General features: G+C 52.9%; 23 protein-coding genes. 19 read left to right on the forward strand and 4 right to left on the reverse strand.

Features of this window, described 5'->3' with window-relative positions:
* Positions 1 to 65: 65 nt before the first annotated feature.
* The 13 genes from FHS19_RS05755 (at position 66) to glpX (ending at position 11,464) form a co-directional block, all read left to right on the forward strand.
* The gene (locus FHS19_RS05755) at positions 66 to 989 is read left to right on the forward strand and encodes an ABC transporter permease (RefSeq protein ID WP_246426506.1); all 924 of its coding nucleotides are present in this window, start codon (positions 66 to 68) and stop codon (positions 987 to 989) included.
* Positions 990 to 1,016: 27 nt separating this feature from the next.
* Positions 1,017 to 1,886: a carbohydrate ABC transporter permease gene (locus FHS19_RS05760; protein ID WP_183579850.1), complete on the forward strand. Its 870-nt coding sequence runs from the start codon at positions 1,017 to 1,019 to the stop codon at positions 1,884 to 1,886.
* Between the two features lie 45 nt (positions 1,887 to 1,931).
* Positions 1,932 to 3,473: a sulfatase family protein gene (locus tag FHS19_RS05765; protein ID WP_183579853.1), complete on the forward strand. Its 1,542-nt coding sequence runs from the start codon at positions 1,932 to 1,934 to the stop codon at positions 3,471 to 3,473.
* 214 nt (positions 3,474 to 3,687) lie between these two features.
* Positions 3,688 to 4,113: a DMT family transporter gene (locus tag FHS19_RS05770; RefSeq protein WP_183579857.1), complete on the forward strand. Its 426-nt coding sequence runs from the start codon at positions 3,688 to 3,690 to the stop codon at positions 4,111 to 4,113.
* Positions 4,114 to 4,167: 54 nt separating this feature from the next.
* Positions 4,168 to 4,893: a Crp/Fnr family transcriptional regulator gene (locus tag FHS19_RS05775; RefSeq protein ID WP_183579859.1), complete on the forward strand. Its 726-nt coding sequence runs from the start codon at positions 4,168 to 4,170 to the stop codon at positions 4,891 to 4,893.
* Positions 4,890 to 5,393: a DMT family transporter gene (locus tag FHS19_RS05780; protein ID WP_183579862.1), complete on the forward strand. Its 504-nt coding sequence runs from the start codon at positions 4,890 to 4,892 to the stop codon at positions 5,391 to 5,393. The genes FHS19_RS05775 and FHS19_RS05780 overlap by 4 nt, the downstream gene beginning before the upstream one ends.
* Before the next feature lie 15 nt (positions 5,394 to 5,408).
* Positions 5,409 to 5,807 carry an NUDIX hydrolase gene (locus FHS19_RS05785; protein WP_183579865.1) on the forward strand — a complete coding sequence of 133 codons (399 nt, stop codon included), beginning with the start codon at positions 5,409 to 5,411 and terminating at the stop codon, positions 5,805 to 5,807.
* Positions 5,808 to 6,043: 236 nt separating this feature from the next.
* Positions 6,044 to 6,529 (forward strand): RrF2 family transcriptional regulator, encoded by a 486-nt coding sequence (locus FHS19_RS05790; RefSeq protein ID WP_183579868.1) that lies wholly within the window; start codon positions 6,044 to 6,046, stop codon positions 6,527 to 6,529.
* Positions 6,530 to 6,556: 27 nt separating this feature from the next.
* Positions 6,557 to 6,832 (forward strand): DUF896 domain-containing protein, encoded by a 276-nt coding sequence (locus tag FHS19_RS05795; protein ID WP_183579871.1) that lies wholly within the window; start codon positions 6,557 to 6,559, stop codon positions 6,830 to 6,832.
* Positions 6,833 to 6,958: 126 nt separating this feature from the next.
* Positions 6,959 to 7,978, forward strand: a complete 1,020-nt coding sequence (locus FHS19_RS05800) for an LLM class flavin-dependent oxidoreductase (protein ID WP_183579873.1) — start codon at positions 6,959 to 6,961, stop codon at positions 7,976 to 7,978.
* A gap of 447 nt (positions 7,979 to 8,425) precedes the next feature.
* Positions 8,426 to 8,992 (forward strand): alpha/beta hydrolase, encoded by a 567-nt coding sequence (locus tag FHS19_RS05805; RefSeq protein ID WP_312887151.1) that lies wholly within the window; start codon positions 8,426 to 8,428, stop codon positions 8,990 to 8,992.
* A 232-nt stretch (positions 8,993 to 9,224) separates the two neighbouring features.
* Positions 9,225 to 10,223 (forward strand): LLM class flavin-dependent oxidoreductase, encoded by a 999-nt coding sequence (locus FHS19_RS05810; RefSeq protein WP_183579876.1) that lies wholly within the window; start codon positions 9,225 to 9,227, stop codon positions 10,221 to 10,223.
* Between the two features lie 266 nt (positions 10,224 to 10,489).
* Entirely contained in the window at positions 10,490 to 11,464 is a 975-nt protein-coding gene (glpX, locus tag FHS19_RS05815; protein ID WP_183579879.1) for a class II fructose-bisphosphatase, read from the forward strand.
* A gap of 71 nt (positions 11,465 to 11,535) precedes the next feature.
* On the opposite strand, the gene FHS19_RS05820 is transcribed toward glpX, so the two are convergent.
* Complete coding sequence (locus FHS19_RS05820) at positions 11,536 to 12,267, reverse strand: class I SAM-dependent methyltransferase (protein WP_183579881.1); 732 nt, start codon at positions 12,265 to 12,267, stop codon at positions 11,536 to 11,538.
* Between the two features lie 175 nt (positions 12,268 to 12,442).
* On the opposite strand from FHS19_RS05820, the gene FHS19_RS05825 reads away from it, so the two are divergent.
* The 3 genes from FHS19_RS05825 (at position 12,443) to FHS19_RS05835 (ending at position 14,493) form a co-directional block, all read left to right on the forward strand.
* Entirely contained in the window at positions 12,443 to 12,943 is a 501-nt protein-coding gene (locus FHS19_RS05825; protein WP_183579884.1) for a DUF2243 domain-containing protein, read from the forward strand.
* Positions 12,944 to 13,762 (forward strand): cytochrome c oxidase assembly protein, encoded by an 819-nt coding sequence (locus FHS19_RS05830; RefSeq protein ID WP_312887152.1) that lies wholly within the window; start codon positions 12,944 to 12,946, stop codon positions 13,760 to 13,762.
* A gap of 98 nt (positions 13,763 to 13,860) precedes the next feature.
* Entirely contained in the window at positions 13,861 to 14,493 is a 633-nt protein-coding gene (locus FHS19_RS05835) for a thioredoxin family protein (protein WP_183581467.1), read from the forward strand.
* Here FHS19_RS05835 and pdxR read toward each other — a convergent pair.
* Complete coding sequence (pdxR, locus tag FHS19_RS05840) at positions 14,490 to 15,920, reverse strand: MocR-like pyridoxine biosynthesis transcription factor PdxR (protein ID WP_183579887.1); 1,431 nt, start codon at positions 15,918 to 15,920, stop codon at positions 14,490 to 14,492. The two genes, FHS19_RS05835 and pdxR, sit on opposite strands and share 4 nt — an antisense overlap.
* Positions 15,921 to 16,025: 105 nt before the next feature.
* Entirely contained in the window at positions 16,026 to 18,080 is a 2,055-nt protein-coding gene (gene pbp4 / locus FHS19_RS05845; protein WP_183579890.1) for a penicillin-binding protein PBP4(5), read from the reverse strand.
* A 154-nt stretch (positions 18,081 to 18,234) separates the two neighbouring features.
* Between pbp4 and FHS19_RS05850 the strand changes: the two genes are divergently transcribed.
* Positions 18,235 to 18,930 carry an FHA domain-containing protein gene (locus FHS19_RS05850; protein ID WP_183579893.1) on the forward strand — a complete coding sequence of 232 codons (696 nt, stop codon included), beginning with the start codon at positions 18,235 to 18,237 and terminating at the stop codon, positions 18,928 to 18,930.
* A gap of 98 nt (positions 18,931 to 19,028) precedes the next feature.
* Here the strand turns inward: FHS19_RS05850 and FHS19_RS05855 are convergent, their stop codons facing one another.
* Positions 19,029 to 19,544 carry a CcdC protein domain-containing protein gene (locus tag FHS19_RS05855; protein WP_183579896.1) on the reverse strand — a complete coding sequence of 172 codons (516 nt, stop codon included), beginning with the start codon at positions 19,542 to 19,544 and terminating at the stop codon, positions 19,029 to 19,031.
* 203 nt (positions 19,545 to 19,747) lie between these two features.
* Between FHS19_RS05855 and FHS19_RS35460 the strand changes: the two genes are divergently transcribed.
* Together FHS19_RS35460 and FHS19_RS05865 are read left to right on the forward strand one after the other, a co-directional pair.
* Positions 19,748 to 20,935 carry a sensor histidine kinase gene (locus FHS19_RS35460; protein ID WP_183579899.1) on the forward strand — a complete coding sequence of 396 codons (1,188 nt, stop codon included), beginning with the start codon at positions 19,748 to 19,750 and terminating at the stop codon, positions 20,933 to 20,935.
* On the forward strand, positions 20,919 to 21,590 hold the full coding sequence (locus FHS19_RS05865) for a response regulator (RefSeq protein ID WP_183579901.1): 672 nt from the start codon (positions 20,919 to 20,921) through the stop codon (positions 21,588 to 21,590). Before FHS19_RS35460 ends, FHS19_RS05865 begins: the two co-directional genes overlap by 17 nt.
* Positions 21,591 to 21,592 lie beyond the last annotated feature (2 nt).

A 21,592-nucleotide genomic window follows, 5' to 3' on the forward strand; every position in this document is an offset into this window, starting at 1 on the left:
GAGTCGTGGATCAAGCAGAAACAATGACTGACAACCATCCTGCATATCGGAGCAAAGGCGAGTCCATGTCCAAACGAACGTATATCCATAGGCTGGTTCGCGATATCGGACGGAACCCGTATCTGTATCTGCTGGCCATGCCCGGTATTCTCTTCTTCATCGTGTTTAAATACATACCGATGTGGGGAACGCTCATGGCGTTTCAGGATTACTCTCCGTTTGCCGGAATGGAGGGGAGCCACTGGGTGGGGCTGGAGCATTTTCGCACATTTTTCGCGACGCCGGATTTTGGCATGCTGCTTCGCAACACGTTGGCGATTAATGTACTGAACCTTGTCTTTTTCTTCCCGTTGCCGATTGCCCTTGCCCTGTTGTTGAATGAGGTGCGCAGCGGAGCGTATAAGCGCTTGGTGCAGTCGGTGTTGTACCTGCCGCACTTTCTGTCCTGGGTGATTCTTGCCGGTTTGACGTTCACGCTGTTCGCCAAAGGGGAGGGTCTCGTCAATCACTTGTTGGAGGCGGCGGGGTATGACCGGATCGATATCCTGACCAATCCCCACAGCTTTTGGATCGTCATTACGCTGCAGTCGATGTGGAAGGACGCGGGATGGGGGACGATCGTTTTTCTGGCCGCAATGGCAGGCGTGGATCCGCAGCTATACGAAGCAGCGAAGATGGATGGCGCGGGGAGATTCAGGCAAATGTGGCATGTCACGCTGCCAGCATTACGGAGCGTCATCGTCGTGCTGCTGATTTTGCGGCTGGGCGATTTGATGGACGTGGGTTTCGAGCAGGTGTTCCTCATGTACAACGGAGCGGTCTCCAATGTTGCGGAAGTGTTCGACACCTACGTCTACCGCATAGGCATTCAGCGCGGAGAGTTCAGCTACAGCACGGCGATCGGACTCTTTAAGTCGGTGGTCGGACTCGTGCTCGTGCTGCTGTCCAACAAGCTGGCCAATAAATGGGGGAACGGCGGGATTTTTTAGGCCTTTCTGCAGATTGGAGATGAAAGTATGAGAATCGGATGGAGAGACCAGGCATTTCAAAGCCTGAATGGAGTCGGACTTGGATTGCTGGGGATGGCGACATGCTTTCCTATTTATTACGTGCTGGTCGTATCGCTTGCGGATCCGGCTGAGTTTGCGCAGAAACGCTGGCTGCTGTGGCCCGAGCACTGGAGTTTCGAGGCTTACCGCTACCTTCTCTCGACCGATGCGTTCCTGCGGTCGGTGGGAAACAGCGCTTTTCTTGCGACCGTCGGTACGGCATTGTCGCTGATCGTGACGGCCATGCTCGCCTACCCGCTGTCCCGGCGGAGAATGCGCGGGCGGCGCAAGGTACTTTTGTTCGTGCTGGTTACGATATTGTTCAGTCCGGGACTGATCCCGGCATATATGCTCGTGCGGCAGCTCGGGCTGATCGACAGCATTTGGGCACTCATTATCCCGTCGCTGTCTAACGGGTGGAGCGTGCTGCTGATGAAGTCCTTTTTCGAGAGTATTCCTGCCGATCTGGATGAATCTGCGGCGATGGACGGCGCCAACGAGGTGCGGATATGGTTTTCCGTCATTCTGCCGCTGTCGTTGCCCGCTTTGGCTGCTTTTGGCCTTTTTTATGCGGTAGGGTACTGGAACCAATTTTTTTCTGCACTGATTTACTTGAACGATTCCACAAAATGGCCGATTCAGGTTCTGCTGCAAAATATGCTGCTCAGCGCCAACAATGCGGCTCTCGACGCCTATGATGTGTCCGCTGCGCCTCCGCCTTCAGAAATGCTGAAAATGGCAGCGGTTATCGTGGCCACCGTGCCGATTGTGCTCGTGTATCCGTTTTTGCAAAAGCATTTTGCCAAGGGGGCCATGGTCGGCTCCATCAAAGGATGACCGGCAGAGGGAGGCCATGCACATGAAGGAAGGAGTTAGGGTTCAATGGCTTTGACGAAACCGAATATTATATTTCTGATGACCGACCAGCAGCGCTGGGACTGCATCGGGAGATTCAATCAGCATATCAAAACACCGACGCTGGACCGTCTTGCGGACGAAGGGATCGTATTCAGCCAGGCTGTTTGCCAAGCGCCAATGTGCGTTCCCAGCCGCAGTTCGATGATGTTCGGGTTGTATCCTTCGCAAATCGGGGTAAGAACCAACCGGGACGGCCTTGACGACGAGGATGGTTTTCCCATCCTGCCTTTGCCGGAGCTGCTTCGCAGGCAGGGCTACCAGACGGCCGGTTTCGGCAAAACACACTGGAATCACGGCCGGCGGTCCCATCCGTCGGCGCGGGGATTTGAGGTGCGGGCTATAGGGCTCGGCCGGGACAGCGGGCATTACGAAGAGAATGCGCTGATGATGGATGAGGATGATCCGGAAGGACTGAGCGCATATTATGAGGAAACCCGCGATTACGGAAGCGGGGAAGAAAATGCGCTCGGATATATCGGCCGCACCAGCGAAGTGCCGATGCACCGGCATCGTGACGGGTGGGTGGCTGAGCAATGCAAGAAGTTTATCGAGCACGGGCTGGACGGATCGCGTCCGCTGTTTCTGTATTTATCGTTTCTAAAGCCACATGCGGGCTTTAATGTTCCGAAGGAGTTCGAAGACTGGTATCGGCTCGAGGACATTCCGGACATTGAGCAGCCGCCATGGGAAATAGAACAGGGAACGCATGTGGAAGAAGAGGCTTTGATCCGCGGAGACGGCGGCAGCCGGTATTGGGACAGAAGGCAGATGTGGGAACGGATGAGCGTGATGGAGCGCAGGCGGACAACGCTGCGTTACTGGGCCAACTGTTCTTGGCTGGACCATTATTTCGGAGAGGTGCTGGACGGTCTGCGTTCTAAGGGGTTACTGGATAACGCTCTGATCGTTTTCGTATCGGATCACGGTGAAATGCTGGGAGAGCGCCAGTTCCGCTTCAGTAAATATTGTTTGTTTGAGAGCAGCGTACGGGTTCCGTTGATATTGTCCGGCAGCTGGATTCCCGCTGAAATGCGTGGAATAACGGATGATCGTCCGGCCGAGCTGATCGACCTGGTTCCGACCCTTGCGAATGCATCGGGAGCTGAACTTAATCCCGTTCTTCCCGGTCTCGATTTGTTAGCAGGCAAGCGGCGCACAGGAACGTTTTCCGAGTTCCACCGGACGACGGAAGACGGCCGATTCGCCGCTCCGGCCGTCATGTGGCGCAAACGGGATTGGAAGCTGATTTTATCTTTGCCGGGGCCATTGGACGATGCAGACTCCAGGCTGAAAGAGATTAAGGGGGAGCTGTACCATCTGAAAGAAGATCCTGGCGAGTGGTTCAATTTGTACACGGATGAACGCTTCATGACGATTCGGGAAGAAATGACCTCCGAATTGCTTATGCACCTGGCAATTACGTGGACAAGAGGGCCATCGTTTGGACGCGCGGAATTTGGAAATGCTGAATTTTATAGGCCGTCTCCTGGAACCGGAATATCATGACCCGGAATCAAAGTCCGCAGATGAAGACAAACCGCACGTTAGTAATGCTAACTGACGTGCGGTTTATTTGTGTCGTAGGGTCTTCATGCAGTACCTGTCTGCTGTTCAGATTCGTTGGCTTGCGGGAATCCATCGATTTGAGGACATATGTCCTACCCTATACCGGCTTGATTGCCTTTTAATAATGACAGAACAAAACAGAAGGAGAGGACCTATGAAGGGCATTATATTTGCACTGCTGGGCGGCGCCTGCATTACGCTGCAGGGTGTCGCCAACTCCCGGATCAGCGGGGATATCGGGACGTGGCAGGCCGCGGCGGTAACCCAACTGACCGGTTGTATTCTCGCTTTGCTCATCCTGCTGTTTGTGCGTGACGGCAGCCGGGAGGGCTTCAAGAGCGTCAAGCCGCTGTACCGGATCGGCGGGGCCTTGGGGGCGGTCATCATTTTCAGCGAGGTGACGTCGATTCAGACGATCGGAGTGACTTTTACCATTTCCGCCCTCTTGATCGCCCAGCTCTGCCTGACGTTTATTGTCGATCTGAATGGCTGGTTCGGCATGGAGAAACGGAAAATCAGCACCGCACAGTTTATCGGGATCGGAATAATGATTGCGGGCGTCGTGATTCTTAAATTTTGACATCCGTGCCGCACGCCATTATGATGGGCCTAAGTTAGAGGGGGACGTTTGAAGATGAGAGAGATGAAGGATAACGGGCTGCTGGCGGATTATTTGCGTCAATATGAGCTGGAGACGATATTTTATGAACCGCTTCGGCCGTATTTATCGCTGTATCGCTTTGACCAAGGAGAATTCATTTGCTCTCAGGGAGCGCCTGCGGAATATTTATACGTGCTCGTCAGCGGGAAAATCAAAATCTACACAACCTCACCCGAAGGGAAAACGCTGATCCTTAACTTTATGAAACCGCTGGAAATTATCGGAGACATTGAATACCTCAAGGATACGGATACGGTCAATACCGTTGAGGCGGTCACGACCGTGCATATGATCGGCATCCACCACCGCTGGCTGCGGAAATTCGGGAAGGATTACGCTCCTATGCTCCAGTTCCTACTGGATATGATCACCAATAAATTTTATATCAAATCCAATTTTCTAAGCCTTAATCTGATGTATCCGGTTGAAGTCCGGCTGGCCAGCTACTTACTGTCGATCTCCTTCGACGATGCGGACACTTCCGGTGAGGAACAGCGGACAGCGGTCAACCTGGTGGATGCGGCCAACTTAATCGGGACCAGCTATCGCCACGTTAACCGGGTGATCCAGAAGTTCTGCAAAGACGGACTCGTGGAACGGGATAAAGGTTACATCCGCGTAATAGACAGGAAAGGGCTCAGCGATCTGGCTGGACAAAATATTTATGAAATCGTAACGAAAGGAGGAGGAAACCAATGATGCTCGGTCTTGTGTTATCGCTGATCGCCGGCTCCCTGGTGAGCCTGCAGAACATTTTTAACAGCAAAATGAATCAGCGGATCGGCTCCTGGGCGACAACAACCTGGGTGCTGTTCCTCGGATTTGTCGCATCGTTCGGCATCGGCTTGGCGATCGAAGGCAAAGGCATGCTGACACTCCAGCATATGCAGCCCTGGTACTGGTTCAGCGGCATGATCGGGGTGGGGGTCGTGTTCTGTCTGATGCAGAGCATGAAGCTGCTTGCGCCCACTTTTGCCATCGCCGTAGTCATGACGTCCCAGCTCGGGTTTGCACTGATTTGGGACTCGCTTGGCTGGATGGGACTGGAGAAAGTTCCGTTGACACCAAATAAAGTGATCGGCGTGCTCGTTATTGTGGCCGGAATCGTAGTTTTCAAAATCGGTGAAGGGCGGCTTCCAGCGGGAAAATCTGCCGCGGTTCAAAAAAAGACTGCCGCACTAGAGCAAGGAAATGGATAAGGAGTGAAGTTGAATATGACGACCACGATTGATAAGGTTGCCTGGATTCAGATTCAGGACGGACGGATTCTCTCCGCACGTTCCAAAGGAAAGGATACGTATTATTTGCCTGGGGGAAAGCGGGAACCCGGTGAAACCGATGAGCAGACGCTGATCCGTGAAATCAGGGAAGAGCTTACGGTTGAGATCGACCCTGGAACCCTTACATTCGTAGGAACGTTTGAAGATCAGGCACACGGCAAAGCGGACAATGTGACGGTTCAAATGAGCTGTTATACCGGGGAATATTCAGGTGAGCTGCGCCCATCGGCGGAAATCGAGGAGTTTGCCTGGCTGACTTATGCGGATCGCATCCGCGTCTCGCCGGTATGCCAGCGGATTTTTGAACATCTGCACGAGCGTCAATGGATTTGATCGGGAATGCCGCGAAAAGTAACGGATATTCGCAGGGAGAAATTATTCCTGCCGGGTATCCGTTTTGTTGTGCTGCTGAAAGTTGCAGCAAATTTTTCAATGTAAAACTAATGGTTTACATTTAGTCCGATTTCATATAATCTAATACGGACAATAATTATCCGCTTTAGTCGGCAAAATCAATTTGATCTGCTCAAATGGGAATGATGAAGACTACAATTTTGGAGGTGATGACTATGCATATGAAGACCGGCGTGGAGCAGTGCGTATACGCGATTTTTCTGCTGAGTATGCTTCCGGACAAGGCGGTCCTTCCCGGCGAGGCGATCAGCCAGCAGCTCGGCACCTCCCCGACCTACTTCCAAAAGCTGTTGCGAAAGCTGGTCAGCGCTGATCTGATCACCTCCGTGCCCGGGGTAAAAGGCGGGTTTAAATTGAAGAAAAAAACAGAAGATATCCGTATCTACGATATTTTCATCGCCATCGAGGGGCAGCAATCCCTTTATTCCTCAAGCGGCATTTTTCGGGATATGCTGGAACTTCGGGACGATCCCGATCCGTGCTGCCTACTGGCCAATTTAATGGAAGAAGCGGAATCCGCCTGGAAGACCGTGCTTCAGCGGGAAACGGTAGCATCCATTTACGACGATGCGCATCGGGAGCGTTACAGACAGAAGATTGAATCGCTAAAGGAATGGGTTCACGAAAAAATGGTCGTTTAACATACAAACAAGAAAAGAGGGAAAAGCATGATTTCGATTTTAAGCCGAATCAATGAGCTTGCCAAAAAGGAAAAAGTAGAAGGGCTCACCAACGCGGAACGCGTGGAACAGCAGTCGCTCCGCGAGGATTATCTCCGAGAAATCCGCGGGCAGGTGCTCGGCACATTCTCCCGTTTGACGGTGGTAGACCCGCTGGGCAACGACGTCACGCCCGAGAAGGTCCGCAAGGTGAAGGCTGAGCAGGAGGAGACGGAAGAGGACGCCCCCGGCGTCGTAAACCGGATTCGCCGCTATTTGGATTAACGTCCGGCATCAGAAGCCGCAGACGTTCGCACTTTTATTGATCTATTTCATTCATCAAGCTGACAACTTACGATGAAACGGTCCTACCGGCATTCATATAAATTTGCAGGAAAGAAGCTGATACCTATGAGCAACCACGATACGAAAACGCTGGATCAGATCAAGTTTTCCGTTCTTGATTTGGCACCCATCGTCAGGGGTGGAACGGCGGCCGAATCGTTTAAAAATACATTGAACCTGGCGCAGCACGCCGAACGTTGGGGCTACAACCGGTATTGGCTGGCTGAGCACCACAACATGCCGGGCATCGCCAGTTCGGCGACGTCCGTCGTCATCGGATATGTAGCCGGAGGGACCCAGTCGATCCGCGTCGGTTCCGGAGGCATCATGCTGCCTAACCATGCGCCGCTGGTCATCGCGGAACAGTTCGGTACGCTGGAAGCGATGTATCCGGGACGGATTGACCTTGGACTCGGGCGCGCACCGGGGTCCGATCAACTCACGGCGGAGGCGCTGCGCCGCGACCCTAGTAACGGTCATTATTTTCCGCAGCATGTTCAGGAATTGATGGCCTATTTCGACGAGAAGTCCAAATATAACCGCGTCCGGGCCATTCCGGGGGAAGGTCAGCATGTTCCGATCTGGCTGCTCGGCTCCAGTGATTTCAGCGCTGCTTTGGCGGCCAAGATGGGACTTCCGTTCTCCTTCGCCAGCCATTTCTCGCCGGATCATACGCTGCAGGCGCTGGCCATTTACCGGAGACAGTTTCAACCGTCTGCGGTTCTGGACAAACCTTACGCCATGGTCGGGGTGAATGTGTATGCGGCCGATACAACGGAAGAGGCGGAGTTTATCGCCACATCGCATCAGCAGCAGTTTCTGAGCCTGATCCGGAATACGCCGGGGCAATTGGCCCCGCCCGTCAAATCGCTGGAAGGCAACTGGAACGAGTTCGAGAAGGCGCATGTGATGAAACAGATCCGTTCATCGGTCATCGGCAATCCGGAAGAAGTCAAGCGTCAGCTGCAGGCCTTCCTGGATGAGACCCAGGCGGACGAAATGATCGTCAACTCGATGGTCTACGACCCGGCGGCCCGCCTGCGTTCGTACGAAATCGTAGCCGAAGTCACCGGCATGAAAAAATGACAGACGTGAGCGGTATCGCACTCGGTATTGAGGAAATGAAAGAGAGGCTGGCCTATACCAAGGCCGGTCTTTTTTGTCCTTCAGCTCGTTGATCTGCATGCGTTGCCTGCCTGAACGGTGGAGTGCAACGCGCCGTATTTGGAAAAAGGGAAACGACAACCTTATCCGGATGGTGTATAATTTTGGAAATGTTAGGCCTACTCCATTCGAAGAAAGGATGAATGCCATGCGATTTCCTTTTGAACATCCTGTCCGCGAACTCACCTACAAAGAGGTAAAAGACCGGAAGCTGCGGTTCTATGTATCCGAACCGGACCGGGCGGGGGCAAACCGGCCAGTTATTTTGTTTTTTCAAGGAGGAAGCTTTCAGCCGAATCCGAAATTTTCGCCGGCCCAATTTCAGCACCAAGCCCATGAATTCGCATCTCAAGGCATCGTTCGATCTGCGTGGACTACAGGACAGGCCGTGATGCTGGATTTACCCCGCTGCAGGCGATTATGGATGTTAAATCGGCCGTGCGCTGGGTGCGTCAGCATGCGGAGGAGCTCGGTGCCGATCCGGAGAAGCTGGCTATATGCGGAGCATCGGCGGGGGGATATATTTCCGTATCCTCCATTATGTTCGACCACTTGAACGACGATGGGGACGATGTGACCGTGAGTGCTGTTCCCGATAAGCTTGTCATCTTTGCGGCCGGGATGGACGGGGTGGACATTATGTCCCGCCGATACCCCGAACTGCTGTCTGTTGCCGAGGAGATCTCGCCCATCCATCATGTGCGGCGCTGCCTGCCGCAGACGCTCTGGATGTGCGGAACCGGGGACGATTTGTATGAGCAAAACCGCGGCTTTGTTCAAGAAATGCAGGATGCCGGTAACCCGATTACGTTTAAAACTTATGATGGCATGGAGCATGGCTTTTTTAATTACGGCCGGCATAACAATACGTATTTTCATACAACCAATCAGGAAATCGAGGGCTTTCTCCGCCCGTGGTTGGAGCAAGCTCACTGAATAAAAAGCTAGAATAAAAATTGAAGATTGATCCTCTGTCCAGGAACAAAAATGGTCTGACGCTGGATTTAGTCATGCTGACAGCCGGTCAGTGAATGTCTGAATTTGCAGCCAGTCTTTACTTTTCGACCAGGATATATTACGATAACGTGGATAATGTTTATCCTCTTTAATATGGGATGAATGGATAGCGTTCAGGATGGAGGTATAACCTGGAAGGGAAGGTAACAACATGAAATTAAGTGTACTGGATCAAGCACCCGTTACGATAGGAAATACAGCGGAAGGAGCGCTTCACAAGGCGGAAGAATTGGCCGTTCTGGCCGACGAACTGGGATACACCCGTATGTGGATGGCCGAGCACCATGGGGCCCGCACGTTTGCGAGTTCTGCGCCCGAAGTGACGGCGGCCCGTCTTGCGGCCAAAACGCAGCGCATTCGGATCGGCACCGGCGGTGTAATGATGATGCATTATTCTCCTTTGAAGCTGGCCGAAGTGTTCAAGACGCTGAGCGCATTCACGCCTGGCCGGATCGACTTCGGCGTCGGCCGGGCACCTGGCGGCGATACAAGCTCCATGTATGCCTTGGCGGAAGGGCGGCAGCTGATGCTGCACAATATGTACGAGAAGCTGAAGACAACGCTGCAGCTGATGAACGAAGAAGTTCCGGAAGATACCCTGTACGCCAAAAATACCGCATCCCCGGCTCACGTCACCCTGCCTGAGGCATGGCTGCTCGGCTCTAGCGGCGACAGTGCGCTTAAAGCCGGAGAGATGGGTGTGGGGTATTCGTTTGCGCAATTTTTTAACGGGGCGATGAGCCGCGAAATTCTGGATATGTATAAAGAAAGCTTCAAGCCTTCGGCATTTATGGTGAGACCGCAGATCAGCGTGACCTATTTGGTAACCACCGCGGAGACGAAGGAAGAGGCCGAATATGAGGCACTGCCGCAGGATCTGTTTCGTCTCATGATGGCTAAGGGGCGGCAGATCACGCAGCTGCTCACTCCGGAAGAAGCACACAATTACCCGCTGACCGAAATGGACCGCATGCTGATTCAGGACAATCGGAGGCTGCATTTGGTTGGTCCGGTCAAGGAAATTGCCGCCCGTTTGAAGGAAGAGCAGGAGCAATATGGTTTTGATGAAGCCATGATCTGCAGTATCCCGCATTCCCAGGAGATGCGGCTGCAGGTGTACCGGCTGCTGGCTCGCGAGCTTTTACAATAGTATATATGACGTAATAATAGCGTACTAACCTCTTGCGATTATGGAGAGGGGTACGCTTTTTTTGATTGTTTGTAGGACTTGAAAACGATATTCATCTCATCTATAGCCGTATTAAAAATATGTGATGTCATAAATGTTGATAAATGGCTTAATGTGACGTAATATATAAAACACAATAAACTGAGATGAAAGGGGATTGGGTTTACACTCAGCAGCATACCGCAGTGCTAGATTACCGGGCATGGAATAGGAGGAGAGGTAAAGAAATGGAACGTCATATTGCTATGGATATGGTAAGAGTGACAGAGGCGGGGGCGCTTGCCGCCGGACGCTGGACAGGAAGAGGAGACAAAAACAGCGCGGATCAGGCAGCGACGACAGCGATCAGGAAGCAATTCCATTCGATGCCCATTGATGGAACGGTCGTGATAGGAGAGGGGGAAATGGACGAAGCCCCCATGCTCTATATCGGCGAACAAGTGGGGGACCGCCGCGGTCCGAAGGTCGACATCGCGGTGGATCCGCTTGAGGGGACCGAAACGGTAGCCAGCGGTTTGAACAACGCCATATCGGTCATCGCCGCCGCCCCGGCAGGCCAGCTTCTGCATGCGCCGGATATGTATATGGCCAAGCTGGCGGCAGGTCCAAAGCTGGCCGGCCAGCTGTCCCTCGATGATCCGATCGAAACGACGCTTACCAAAGCATCGTCCATACTGAACAAGCCGGTATCGGATGTAACGGTATCGATTCTGGACCGGGAACGCCACCAGGAGATCATTGCCAAGCTTCGGACGATGGGGGCGCGGATCAAGCTGCTCAGCCACGGTGACGTCATGGGAGCGATTGAGGCGGCGATGGAGAGTGAAGTGGATCTGTATGTCGGCTCAGGCGGTGCGCCCGAGGGCGTATTGGCTGCCGCCGCCCTCCGCTGCCTTGGCGGGGAGATGCAGGGAAGACTGCTTCCCGCCGGCCCGCCGGATCTCGAACGCTGTCGCCGGATGGGGATTCGGGATGCGCACAAGCTGCTGACGATGAACGATCTCGTAGGTACGAAAGAAGTGCTTTTCGTTGCCACCGGCGTCACTTCCGGGTCTTTCTTGAACGGTGTGCGGTACCTGCAGGAAGATAAGGCCGAAACCTATTCAGTCGTCATGCATTCGGCCAACAAGACGATCAGCTACCTGCGGACGATCCATGAGCTTCCGGTTCAGGAGGCATTGGTTCAAGGGGCGGCAATGTAATGCTGGGTGCCTTGTAATGAGCATCAGAATCGAACAAATAAGGGCAGGCGGGAAGCCTGTCCTTGTTTGTTTTATTTTTTCTCGGCAGACAGAATGAGGAACATCGGCCGGCGCGTCTCGTCCTTCATGCCGGGGTGGTGCATCAATTCCGGATCAGGAAGGGGCTCGCGGACCGCCGTGACGGCAAATCCGGTGCGAATTAAATCGTTGATGTAAGTGGAAAGAGTGCGGTGATATTTAATGACATGGTCCGTTAAAAACGCCGTGTTGCGAATGCCTTCATCCTGATAGTGATCCACCGGCCAGTACAGCGGGCTGCCCTGGTCGTCCCGTATCCATTCCTGCTCGGGCCGGGACGTGAAAATAGGATGCTCCACCGAAAAGACGAAGGTGCCGCCCTGCTTTAAGCAGCCATGTACTTTTCGGCAAACGGCATCAAACGACTTCACGTAATGGAAAGCGAGCGAGCTCAGGACCACGTCGAAATGGTCAGCGGGAAAGTCGATATCTTCGATCGGTGCCTGGAGATAGGTAATTGCCGGATCATCCGTTTGTTCCCGTGCAGATTCCAGCATTTTAGCCGAAATGTCTACTCCAATCACAGCAGCTGCATGCTGTTCCCGGGCATACCGGCAGTGCCAGCCGAAACCGCAGCCGAGGTCGAGGACCGACTTACCCTGCAAATCCGGAAGCAATGCCTTAAATTCATGCCACTCCCCTGCAGCCCCAAGACCGCCGATAGACCGGGGCATCTCTTTATATGCCGCAAAAAAAGCGGAATCGTCATATTTGTTTTGCTTCAAAACCGATGCACTCCTTTGCTGGGCTATGAAACCTTTGATCTTGCTTCATTCTGATCCAACTATAAATTGGACAGGGCTACCAGGTCAAGTTGATGGCGGGGTAAAGGACATGTTATAACCCTGCATTGACTGGGTATATTGAGAAGATACAAGTCTTACAAAAGGTGGAAAAAATATGAGGTCTCATGCAACCGAGTCTCCCAATCTTTCAGCCCGGATCACGTATTCCAGTCGCAACCTCTGGTCAGGAATTCTGGCCGGCATCGGATTTATCGCCTTTTTGGATGAGGCCGTGTTTCATCAGCTGCTGCATTGGCATCATTTTTATGACAAATCCACGTCGGCCGTGGGGCTTGTGTCGGACGGCCTGTTTCATGCGCTCAATTGGTTCGCGACGATCGCCGGCATGTTTATGGTATCGGATCTCCGGCGCAGAAACGCCATGTGGCCGAAACGCTGGTGGGGCGGCATGCTCCTCGGCGTCGGCGGATTTCAACTGTATGACGGGACGATCCAGCATAAGTGGATGCAGATTCATCAGATCCGGTATGTTGACAACGTCATCGTTTATGATGTCGTTTGGAATGTCAGCGCCGCCGTCATTCTGATCATCGGCATCATGCTGATTGTTCAAACCAGCAGATTAGCGAATCGGGAAACGGAGAGGGGCGGTTGAATGAACATGACAGGACATCGTGGAGATCATGCAGGTCATTCGGCCGGTGGTCCCCATGATACGCTCCTCATCATCTTATTTCTCGTGCTTATCGGCCTCTACACCATGGCAGTGAAAGCTTCGAATCGCCGGTTTCGCAGATGGCCTGCCATGCGCACGATCTGCTGGTTCCTCGGCGTCCTTGCTGCGGCAGCGGCGTTAACTGGACCACTGGCGGCAAGAGCACATGAGGATTTTGTCTATCATATGCTGGGACATCTGCTGCTTGGCATGCTGTCCCCTCTATTGATCGCATGCTCTGCACCTATGACTTTATTGCTGCGCAGCTTAACGATTTCGTCGGCGCGCCGGCTGTCAGCCTGGCTGAAAAGCCGGCCGATGCGTCTGCTCAGCCACCCGGTTACGGCTTCTGTACTGAACGTAGGGGGACTGTGGATGCTGTATTATTCCGGCTTGTATTCGGCGATGCAGTACCAGCTGGTTCTTCACGTTTTGGTGCATGCGCATATGTTTGCCGCAGGGTATTTATACGCCGCAGCGCTGCTCTGCATGGATCCCAGTCCTCACCGGGCAGGATACGGATTTCGGGCAGGCATCCTCGTGTTATCTCTTGCCGGGCATGGAATCCTGGCCAAGGTTCTATATGCATTCCCGCCGGGAGGTATCCCCTTGGCTCAGGCTGAATCGGGAGCCCAGCTGATGTATTACGGGGGAGATGCCGTCGATTTGATCCTGATCTTTCTGTTCTGTCTGCAGTGGTACAAGTCGGCACGGCCTGACAACAAGCACAAGACCGCTTCGTCCCCGGCCATATCGTGAAATTGACCTTTTTTAAAAGATGAAACTGACCATTTATACAAGGTCAGTTTTGTTTTATGTTGGTAGATATACGAAAACAGGAAGGGTTGGATGTGGCGATGACAGAAGTGGTCAATCTAAAGCACAAAGTCGGACAAGGTATTGCTCCGCAGCAATTTATGGAATATATGCAGGTAAGGGAAATGGTTAACAGCGGTATTCCGGATACCATTGAAAAGTTTTATGAAAAATATCATGGATTCCGTACGCTCGATCCGGCCAGACAGGAGTTGTTTACATCATTTGGCGAGCGATTAGGCATTCGATGCCTGATCTTGTGCACGGACTGGTGTCCGGATGTCATTTGGAATGTTCCCGTGTTGTTCCGGATCATGGAGCAGTCCGGCATCCCGGTTGAAGCGCTGATCATGGAAGAACATCTGGAAACGATGGATTTGTTTCTGACTGACGGCGGAAGAGCGCAGCCAATGGCGATTTTTGTTGACCGGAGAGGCAACGTGCTCGGCCGGTGGGGTGCGCGCCCCGCTTACATTCAGCAAGTGATGGACGACTTTAAAGCCAGCCGGCCGGACTGGCAGTCCCCTTTGTATCAAGAACAGCTAAACCAAGTTTACCGGGACATCGGAGCTCTCTACCTTGAAGGTGATCGTTATCAGGATGTTATTTTGCAAGAGCTGGACGTGCTGTTTCGCCGATTTGTTAAAAACACCGTCGAGCCGAAAAAAGATTAGGCGCCGAACCAAGCCTTTTTTAAACGAAGGATACCTTCTTCCATAACCGAAAGTGGAAGGCCGGCGAAACCCAAATAAACGACAGGAAGGGGAGCAGCAGGCGGGTTAGCCCACATACTGCGGAAATCATACACCTTGACCTGAAGCTTTTCAGCCAATTGGATCAGCTCTTGAGCTGTACCATGCCGGGGGATGCTCAGCTGAAGGTGAAGCCCCGCATGCAGACCGGTAATATGGACATGCTTACCCAAGTGAATGCTTATCAAGTCTATCAAATGATGATGCTTCTTGCGGTACAAGTTGCGTGTCTTGCGCAGATGCTTGTACCAGTGCCCCTCCCGCACAAACCTTTCCAGCGCCCACTGTTCCAGACGCGAAGGTGCATGCAGCTGGTCAGGGTGGAGCTTGGATAATTTGTGCAAGAGTGAGGGAGGCACGACCATATAATTGATGCGGAGCGCAGGCGACAATGTCTTCGAGAAGGTGCCGATATAGATAACCCTGCCCTCATTATCGAGTCCTTGGAGGGAGGGGATCGGCTTCCCCTGATATCGGAATTCTCCGTCATAGTCATCCTCTATAATATAAGCGCCTGCCGTTTTTGCCCATGCCAGCAGACGTACCCGCTGCGAATACGGCATGATGCTTCCGGTAGGGAACTGATGCGAAGGCGTGACATATACGGCATGAAAAGGAACCTTTGACAGCTCACCCACAAGCAGCCCTTGGCCTTTAACCGGGATCGGGACCGTCTCCCAGCCGTACCCGTTTAATAGATTCCTTACGAGATCGAAACCAGGCTCTTCAAATGCCACGCGCCGTACCCCGTCCAGAAGTTTGACCAGTATGCCGATGCTGTACGACATGCCGCTGCCAATGATGACCTGCTCCGGTGAACAGAGGACCCCTCTGGAATGAGCCAGATACTCCGAGACGGCAGCCCGCAATCCCGGTTCACCGCGGGAATCGCCATATTGACCCAGCTGTGCGGCCATCGGCTGCGCGGCTTCTTTCAGCATTTTGTTCCATGTCTGCAATGGAAAAGAGTCTCCATCCATATGGGTGGGGTTAAAATCGATCCAGTCCATGCCTTCTTCGGGTAAACGATCGTGAAATCCTGCCACGGTATGGTTAAGCGGTATGCGCCAAGCAGGAGACGATGCCACGACATTTTGTATAAATTCAGGGTCGTCCACCACGTAAAAGCCTGACTTCGGTTTGTTGATGACATAGCCTTCGGCTACCAGCATGTGATATGCCGTTTCGATTGGCGTCTTGCTAATAAGAAGCTGCTGCTGAAGCGCCCGCACGGACGGCAGCCGGGTCCCAGCCGCTACTTTCCCTAAGCGGATTTGTTCATGGATCAAATGGTAGATTTGAAGATATAACGGGGAGCCGGAATGCTCGGGTAGCAGAAGGTCAAACATGAAATACCGCCTTTGCTATTATTCGCTGAGTCTTGTCCCCATCGTATCACAAGACGGTCCCGATCTGCAGCGATTATGCCGCGCAAGCCGACGATTTCTTGACCGTTATTTTGTCTGCATAGTCAATGTGTTTAGAAAAGGCTCCAGCTTGTTAACGACGTAGTGGCTGCCGCCACGTGCATGTACGTTTTCGATCAGTGCGGATATTAGGAAAGAAGACTGCTCCGCGTCGAAGGCGACCACGAATCCATTCTCCTCGCCTTGTTCGCCTTTTTTCGCTTTCAGCTCGGCTGTTCCTGTCTTGGCCGCCAGCTTCAGCTTGGCTGAAGACAGCGCATGAGCGGTGCCGCCGCTTCGGCTGACGACTTGCGTCAGTGCATCTTTGACCGTTCCGGCAACCTGTGGAGTGATGATTTGGATCGTTTGTGGAGATTTCTGATCTTCCTGCCGAGGAAAGAGGATAGGGGGGACAAGTTGGCCTTGCTGGGCGAAAGGAGTGAACGCCGCCGCCACATGGATCGGGGACATCAGCATTTCTCCTTGCCCATAGGACGTATCCGCGAGCAGAACCTCTGAGGCCAGGTCCCGGTGGGAGACATTGGCATACTGGCTAGGCTTCAGGTTGATGATACCCAGTCCCCAGTTCTCGCCGAATCCGAATTTGGATATGCCTTCGATAAATTTGTTGCTCCCCATTTCCAGCGCCTCTTGTGCAAAATAAATGTTGTCCGAATATACGAGGGCGTCCACCATATTCACGGAGCTGACGTCCTTCACCCGCGTGACATAGTACCCGCCCCAGCCCGCATCTTTTTTCCAATGCAGACCGTCAATGCGGCGGGTTTTATCCGCTGTGGTTATGCCTTCAGTCAGGCCGGCAGCGGCCGTCACCGCTTTAAACACCGAACCAGGCGCATACCGGGCTGCGAACCGGTTAAAAAAAGGAAGCTCCGGATCTTTGGAATAAGTATCCCATTCCTGCTGTGACAGGCCGGTGACCATTTGGTTCGGGTCATACGAAGGGGTGCTGACCAGGGCCAGCAGATCTCCATGCTTCGGGTTCATCATCACCGCCGCGCCGGTATCGCCGGACAGCGTTCGGTACAGGTCCTGCTGAAGAGCGGAAGCGACCGTAAGGCGGATGTTCTCGCCGTTCACCGCCGGCTTCTCGGCAACGAGGCTTTTACGGTTCCCCTTCGCGTCGGTAATTTCGATCAATCCCCCTTTCCGTCCCCGCAGCTGCTTTTCCAGCGATTGTTCCAATCCGGCTTTGCCAATCCAGTCCCCGGCTGCATAATAGCCGTCCTTATCGTTCTGCAAATCTTCCTGCGTCACCTGACGGACATAACCTGTGAGGTGGGCGGCGGCTTGGCCAAGCGGATAGTACCTCACTTCCTTCGGTCTGACCGAGACTCCCGGCAGCTTCTGGGACAGCTCGGCATCGGGAACATGGGCCATCGGGACAAAATAATCCGGTTTGACCCATTTCTGTGCCAGCTTTTTCTGGATATATTCCACCGGAATGTTGAAGTAGGCGGCGATGCTTGCGATCGTCAGATCCGGTTGGTCACCGAGCTCGGAAGGGGTAATCCCCCATTCGTATGCGGTGCCAAGGGTGGCCAGCGGGTTCCCGTCCCGGTCCGTGATTTCACCGCGCTGAGGCGTCAATACCCGTACCCTGACTTTGTCGCCGGGGGACATCTCTGGTAGAATCAGAGAAGGATGCCACTCGATGGCCCAGACCTTATCATGGTCTTGCTCAACTTGAACCAGCTTCATGTGGTAATCCTCATCAACATCACCGATCTGGGTATGCCAGGTAGCGGTATAGTCCATAGAATAATGATGATCCTCTTCGGACTGGAAGGCAGGCCCCTGCGTTACTTTAACGCCGGTAACGCCCATTCCGCTGAAGATCGATTGGTATTTCTCGACGAACTGCTCGCGGTTCATTCCCGATTGCTCAAGGGATTCAGGTGTCATGAGGTCGTAGAGCCTGTCAAATTTCATTTCTTTCAGACTGTTGAAGTAAGACTGCAGCGTCTGTTCGGGACCGGGTTCATCCCGCCCCTGAAAAAACACGTAAATCGCCATGCCGCTGGCAACCAGGAATGCTAACAACACATATGTAAAAAATTGTTTTCGCTTCAATCGCTTCATTGCTATAAACCTCGCTTTTGAAATATAATTCACAAGTAAACATGGAACCGGGTATAGGCTAACTATAAAATCAGCCGGGTAGGCAAACAATGGAACAAATCTGACGAATTTATCATTGACGGGAGAAAGAGACAAAGGAAAGTGAGAGGTTGATATGCCGGACAAAATCAAAATCATGATTGATACCGCCGGCCAGAAAGGCCATGGATCGTTTATTTATTTGGAAGAGGGAAGAAGCGTGACGGTTGGAAGACATACCGGCTCGGAACAGGGGATGCTTGCGATCTACAACCTGCTGGTTTCCAAGCAGCACTGCCGGATCGCGTGGACGGAAGAGGGGCTGCATGTCGAGGATTTGGGCAGCAAAAACGGGACGGAACTGAACGGCCAGCGACTGAATCCCCATGAACCTGCCGCGGTATCTCCGGGGGACCGCCTTACTCTGGTAAACGGACTGGTTGCTTTGGAACTGGAGACGGTCATGGATCTGGAGGAAACGAGGGAGTATGTCTTTTCGGGTTGGCCTGAAGACGATGTGCGATTGAATGACGATATGCAGAGCGTTCAGATCAATGAGGAAACGATTCCGCTATCTAAGAAGGAGTATCAGCTGTTTAAGCTGATGCACAGCCGGCTGGACCATTTTGTGACGCGGGACGAAATTATGAGATTTGTATGGCCCGAGCGCTGTATCGACGATACCGAACTGGTCGGCATTGACGAAGTCAATTCGCTGATTTATCGGACGAACAAGAAGCTGCAAGGATATTTCGTCATCAAGTCGGTGTACAAAAAAGGCGTTTATATGAAACGGGAGCATCAAGATGCGGATTCTGCGGTTAGCAGATGATACGTGAGGTAAATAGAGAAGCGGCAAGAAGAACCCGCCCGATTTTTCGGGGGGGTTCTTCTGCGTTTCCAGCTAATTTAAGGGGGCGTTCCTGCCAATTATGATCGCTGCAAACCCTTCTGCTTGTTCAGCAGGATCACATTGTAAGTGACGTAATAAGCGAACATGATCAGCATCAAGCCCGCGGACCAACTGCTGCCCATCACGGCCAGCCGGTCGGACATCTGTCCTCCTTGCTGAAAATAACCCGACTGGATCATATCGATAATTCTGTAGATCAGACGGCCAAAGAACAGCAGGGTTACGATACCGGCGATCCAGGCGCTGGAGCGGTAAAGCACCTTGCCGTTGCGATGCTCAAACGCGGTTACAGTAGAGCTGTACCATGCCAGGGCGGTACCAAGCACAATCCCGGCGACATCGGAAACAAGACTGACAGGATGCATTGCTCCCTCAGCAAAAAAGATCAGTCCGACCAAACTTAGGATAATGGTCATCGTCCGGACCCGGCGAAGTCTCAGCTCCTGCCAGCCGAATGTCCGGCGGAGACGTAAATATATGCGGTACAGCACGAAAAAACCTAATACGATCCAAATGAGCATTTGAACACTCATCTTCGATTGCCTCCTTCATCATTTAACCTGTCCTCATCATATCCCGGTTTCGCCCGATGATTCGACTACCCGGGGATGGATCTTCACGATCGCTCGCCTATATCTGCAGATAGAAATTTGCTGCCACCCGGCTTAAATGTTGGATTTTGTCCGCGGGCCGAGCTACAATGTAGAAATTACGCAGGCTCTAAAGGAGGAAGACGGTGAAAAGCAACTTTTATGGCAGAATCCTGTCCATTGCGGCTGTCCTTCTCTTTCTGCTTGAACGGCAGCAGCTGTTTAGCGATCCGCCGGAGAAAATAACGCTGCATCTGATGGTTTGGATAACCTTTACGAGTATTGTTCTGATCAGGAGATCATCGTGGACGGTAACACGGGCGGTTTTTGCCGCTTCTCTGATCTCCGCGGAGTGTCTGATCGGGATCTTATGGTTTCATGAAATCAAGCTGCTGTATTTCCTGGTGATTCTGCTGTTCGCCTGGGCAATGCGGTTGACGGCTTCCAAAGCTTATGTCCCCTTGATTATAGCAATGGTCGTATCAGCCGGATTGTATATCCGTTTTGGTGAAAAGGATGTGTTTGACCTTCTCTCCTTTGTACTGCTTGGACTTGTCCTCTACTTCTTTATTCGCAGTCGTATGGAAAGAAGACGCATCCACGAATTGAATGAGCGCCACTTGAAGGAGCTTCAGGAAGCTTATGAACAACTTCAGGATGCCTCTGCAACGGCAATGCAGTACGCTGTGCTGGAGGAGAGGGCCCGAATTGCTCGCGACATCCATGATGCGGTGGGCCACAGTCTGACGTCGCTTATCGTGCAGATGCAGGCGCTGCGTTATATGATCAAGCAGGATCCGGTGCATGCAGGGGAGACACTGGAAGAGATGCTGTCCGTGGCCCGCCAAGGGCTGCAAAATATCCGCGAGTCCGTCCACGCTTTGGCAGGGGATCGTTCTTTTTCCGGCATGACGGCCTTGAAATCATTGCTTATTCGGATGGAGGCAACAGCATCCATTAGTTATAATTTTCAAGCGGATATCAATGATGAAGATCTGCCTGCGGATACGTATGAAACGTTGTTCCGCGTGCTTCAGGAATCCGTCACGAACGTCATTCGTCATTCGAATGCGACGCGGGTGGAAGTGAACCTTTCAGGGGGACACCATAAAATCACTATGCTCATTCGAGACAACGGCACGCTGAATGGGGGACACGGCATCCACGAAGGCTTCGGTCTGAAGGTCATGAGGGAGCGGCTGGAAGAGAAAGGCGGTCGTCTGCAGTACCGCATTCCGGAGAGCGGCGGATTTGAAATCGCTGCGGCTCTGCCGGCTGAAGACCGGCCACGGCTTGAGGCCGAAAGGAGGGATAAGGATGACGTTGAGCGATAACATTAAGGTTTTGCTGGCCGATGACCAGACGATGATCCGCCAGGGATTCGGTTACTTGATCGGGCTGCAGCCCGATATGACGCTGGTTGGCGAGGCGTCGGACGGGGGTGAAGCCGTTGAAATGGCCACTCGGCTTGGTCCGGACGTCATTTTAATGGATGTTCAGATGCCCGTCATGTCGGGAATTGAAGCAACTAGAGAAATTATGAGACGGCTGCCAGAGACGAAGATCGTCATCCTGACGACGTTTGATGACCAAGAGTATATCTACCAGGGAATTCGTGCAGGGGCGGTCGGCTACTTGCTCAAGGATGCGGAAGTGGAAGACATGCTGGGGGCCGTCCGGTCTGCGCACCGGGGAGAAGCGGTGTACAAAACGGCGTTGGCCGCGAGCGCCATGCTGCGTATTGCATCCCCCGAGCAGCACTCGCAGCCCGAAGAAGCGGGCATGAATCTGGCGGAGCCTCTCACTGAACGGGAGCGTGAGATATTACAGGAGATGGCATTTGGCCTACGGAATGATGAGATCGCCCGAAAATTGGTCATTACCGAGGGAACGGTCAAATCACATGTTCACCGGATCCTGCAAAAATTCGGCTGCCAAGACCGGACGCAGGTCGTGGTCATTGCGCTTCGCAGCGGTATGGTAAAATAAGC

It is taken from the genome of Paenibacillus rhizosphaerae (assembly GCF_014192015.1).
GTDB lineage: Bacteria > Bacillota > Bacilli > Paenibacillales > Paenibacillaceae > Paenibacillus_AQ > Paenibacillus_AQ rhizosphaerae.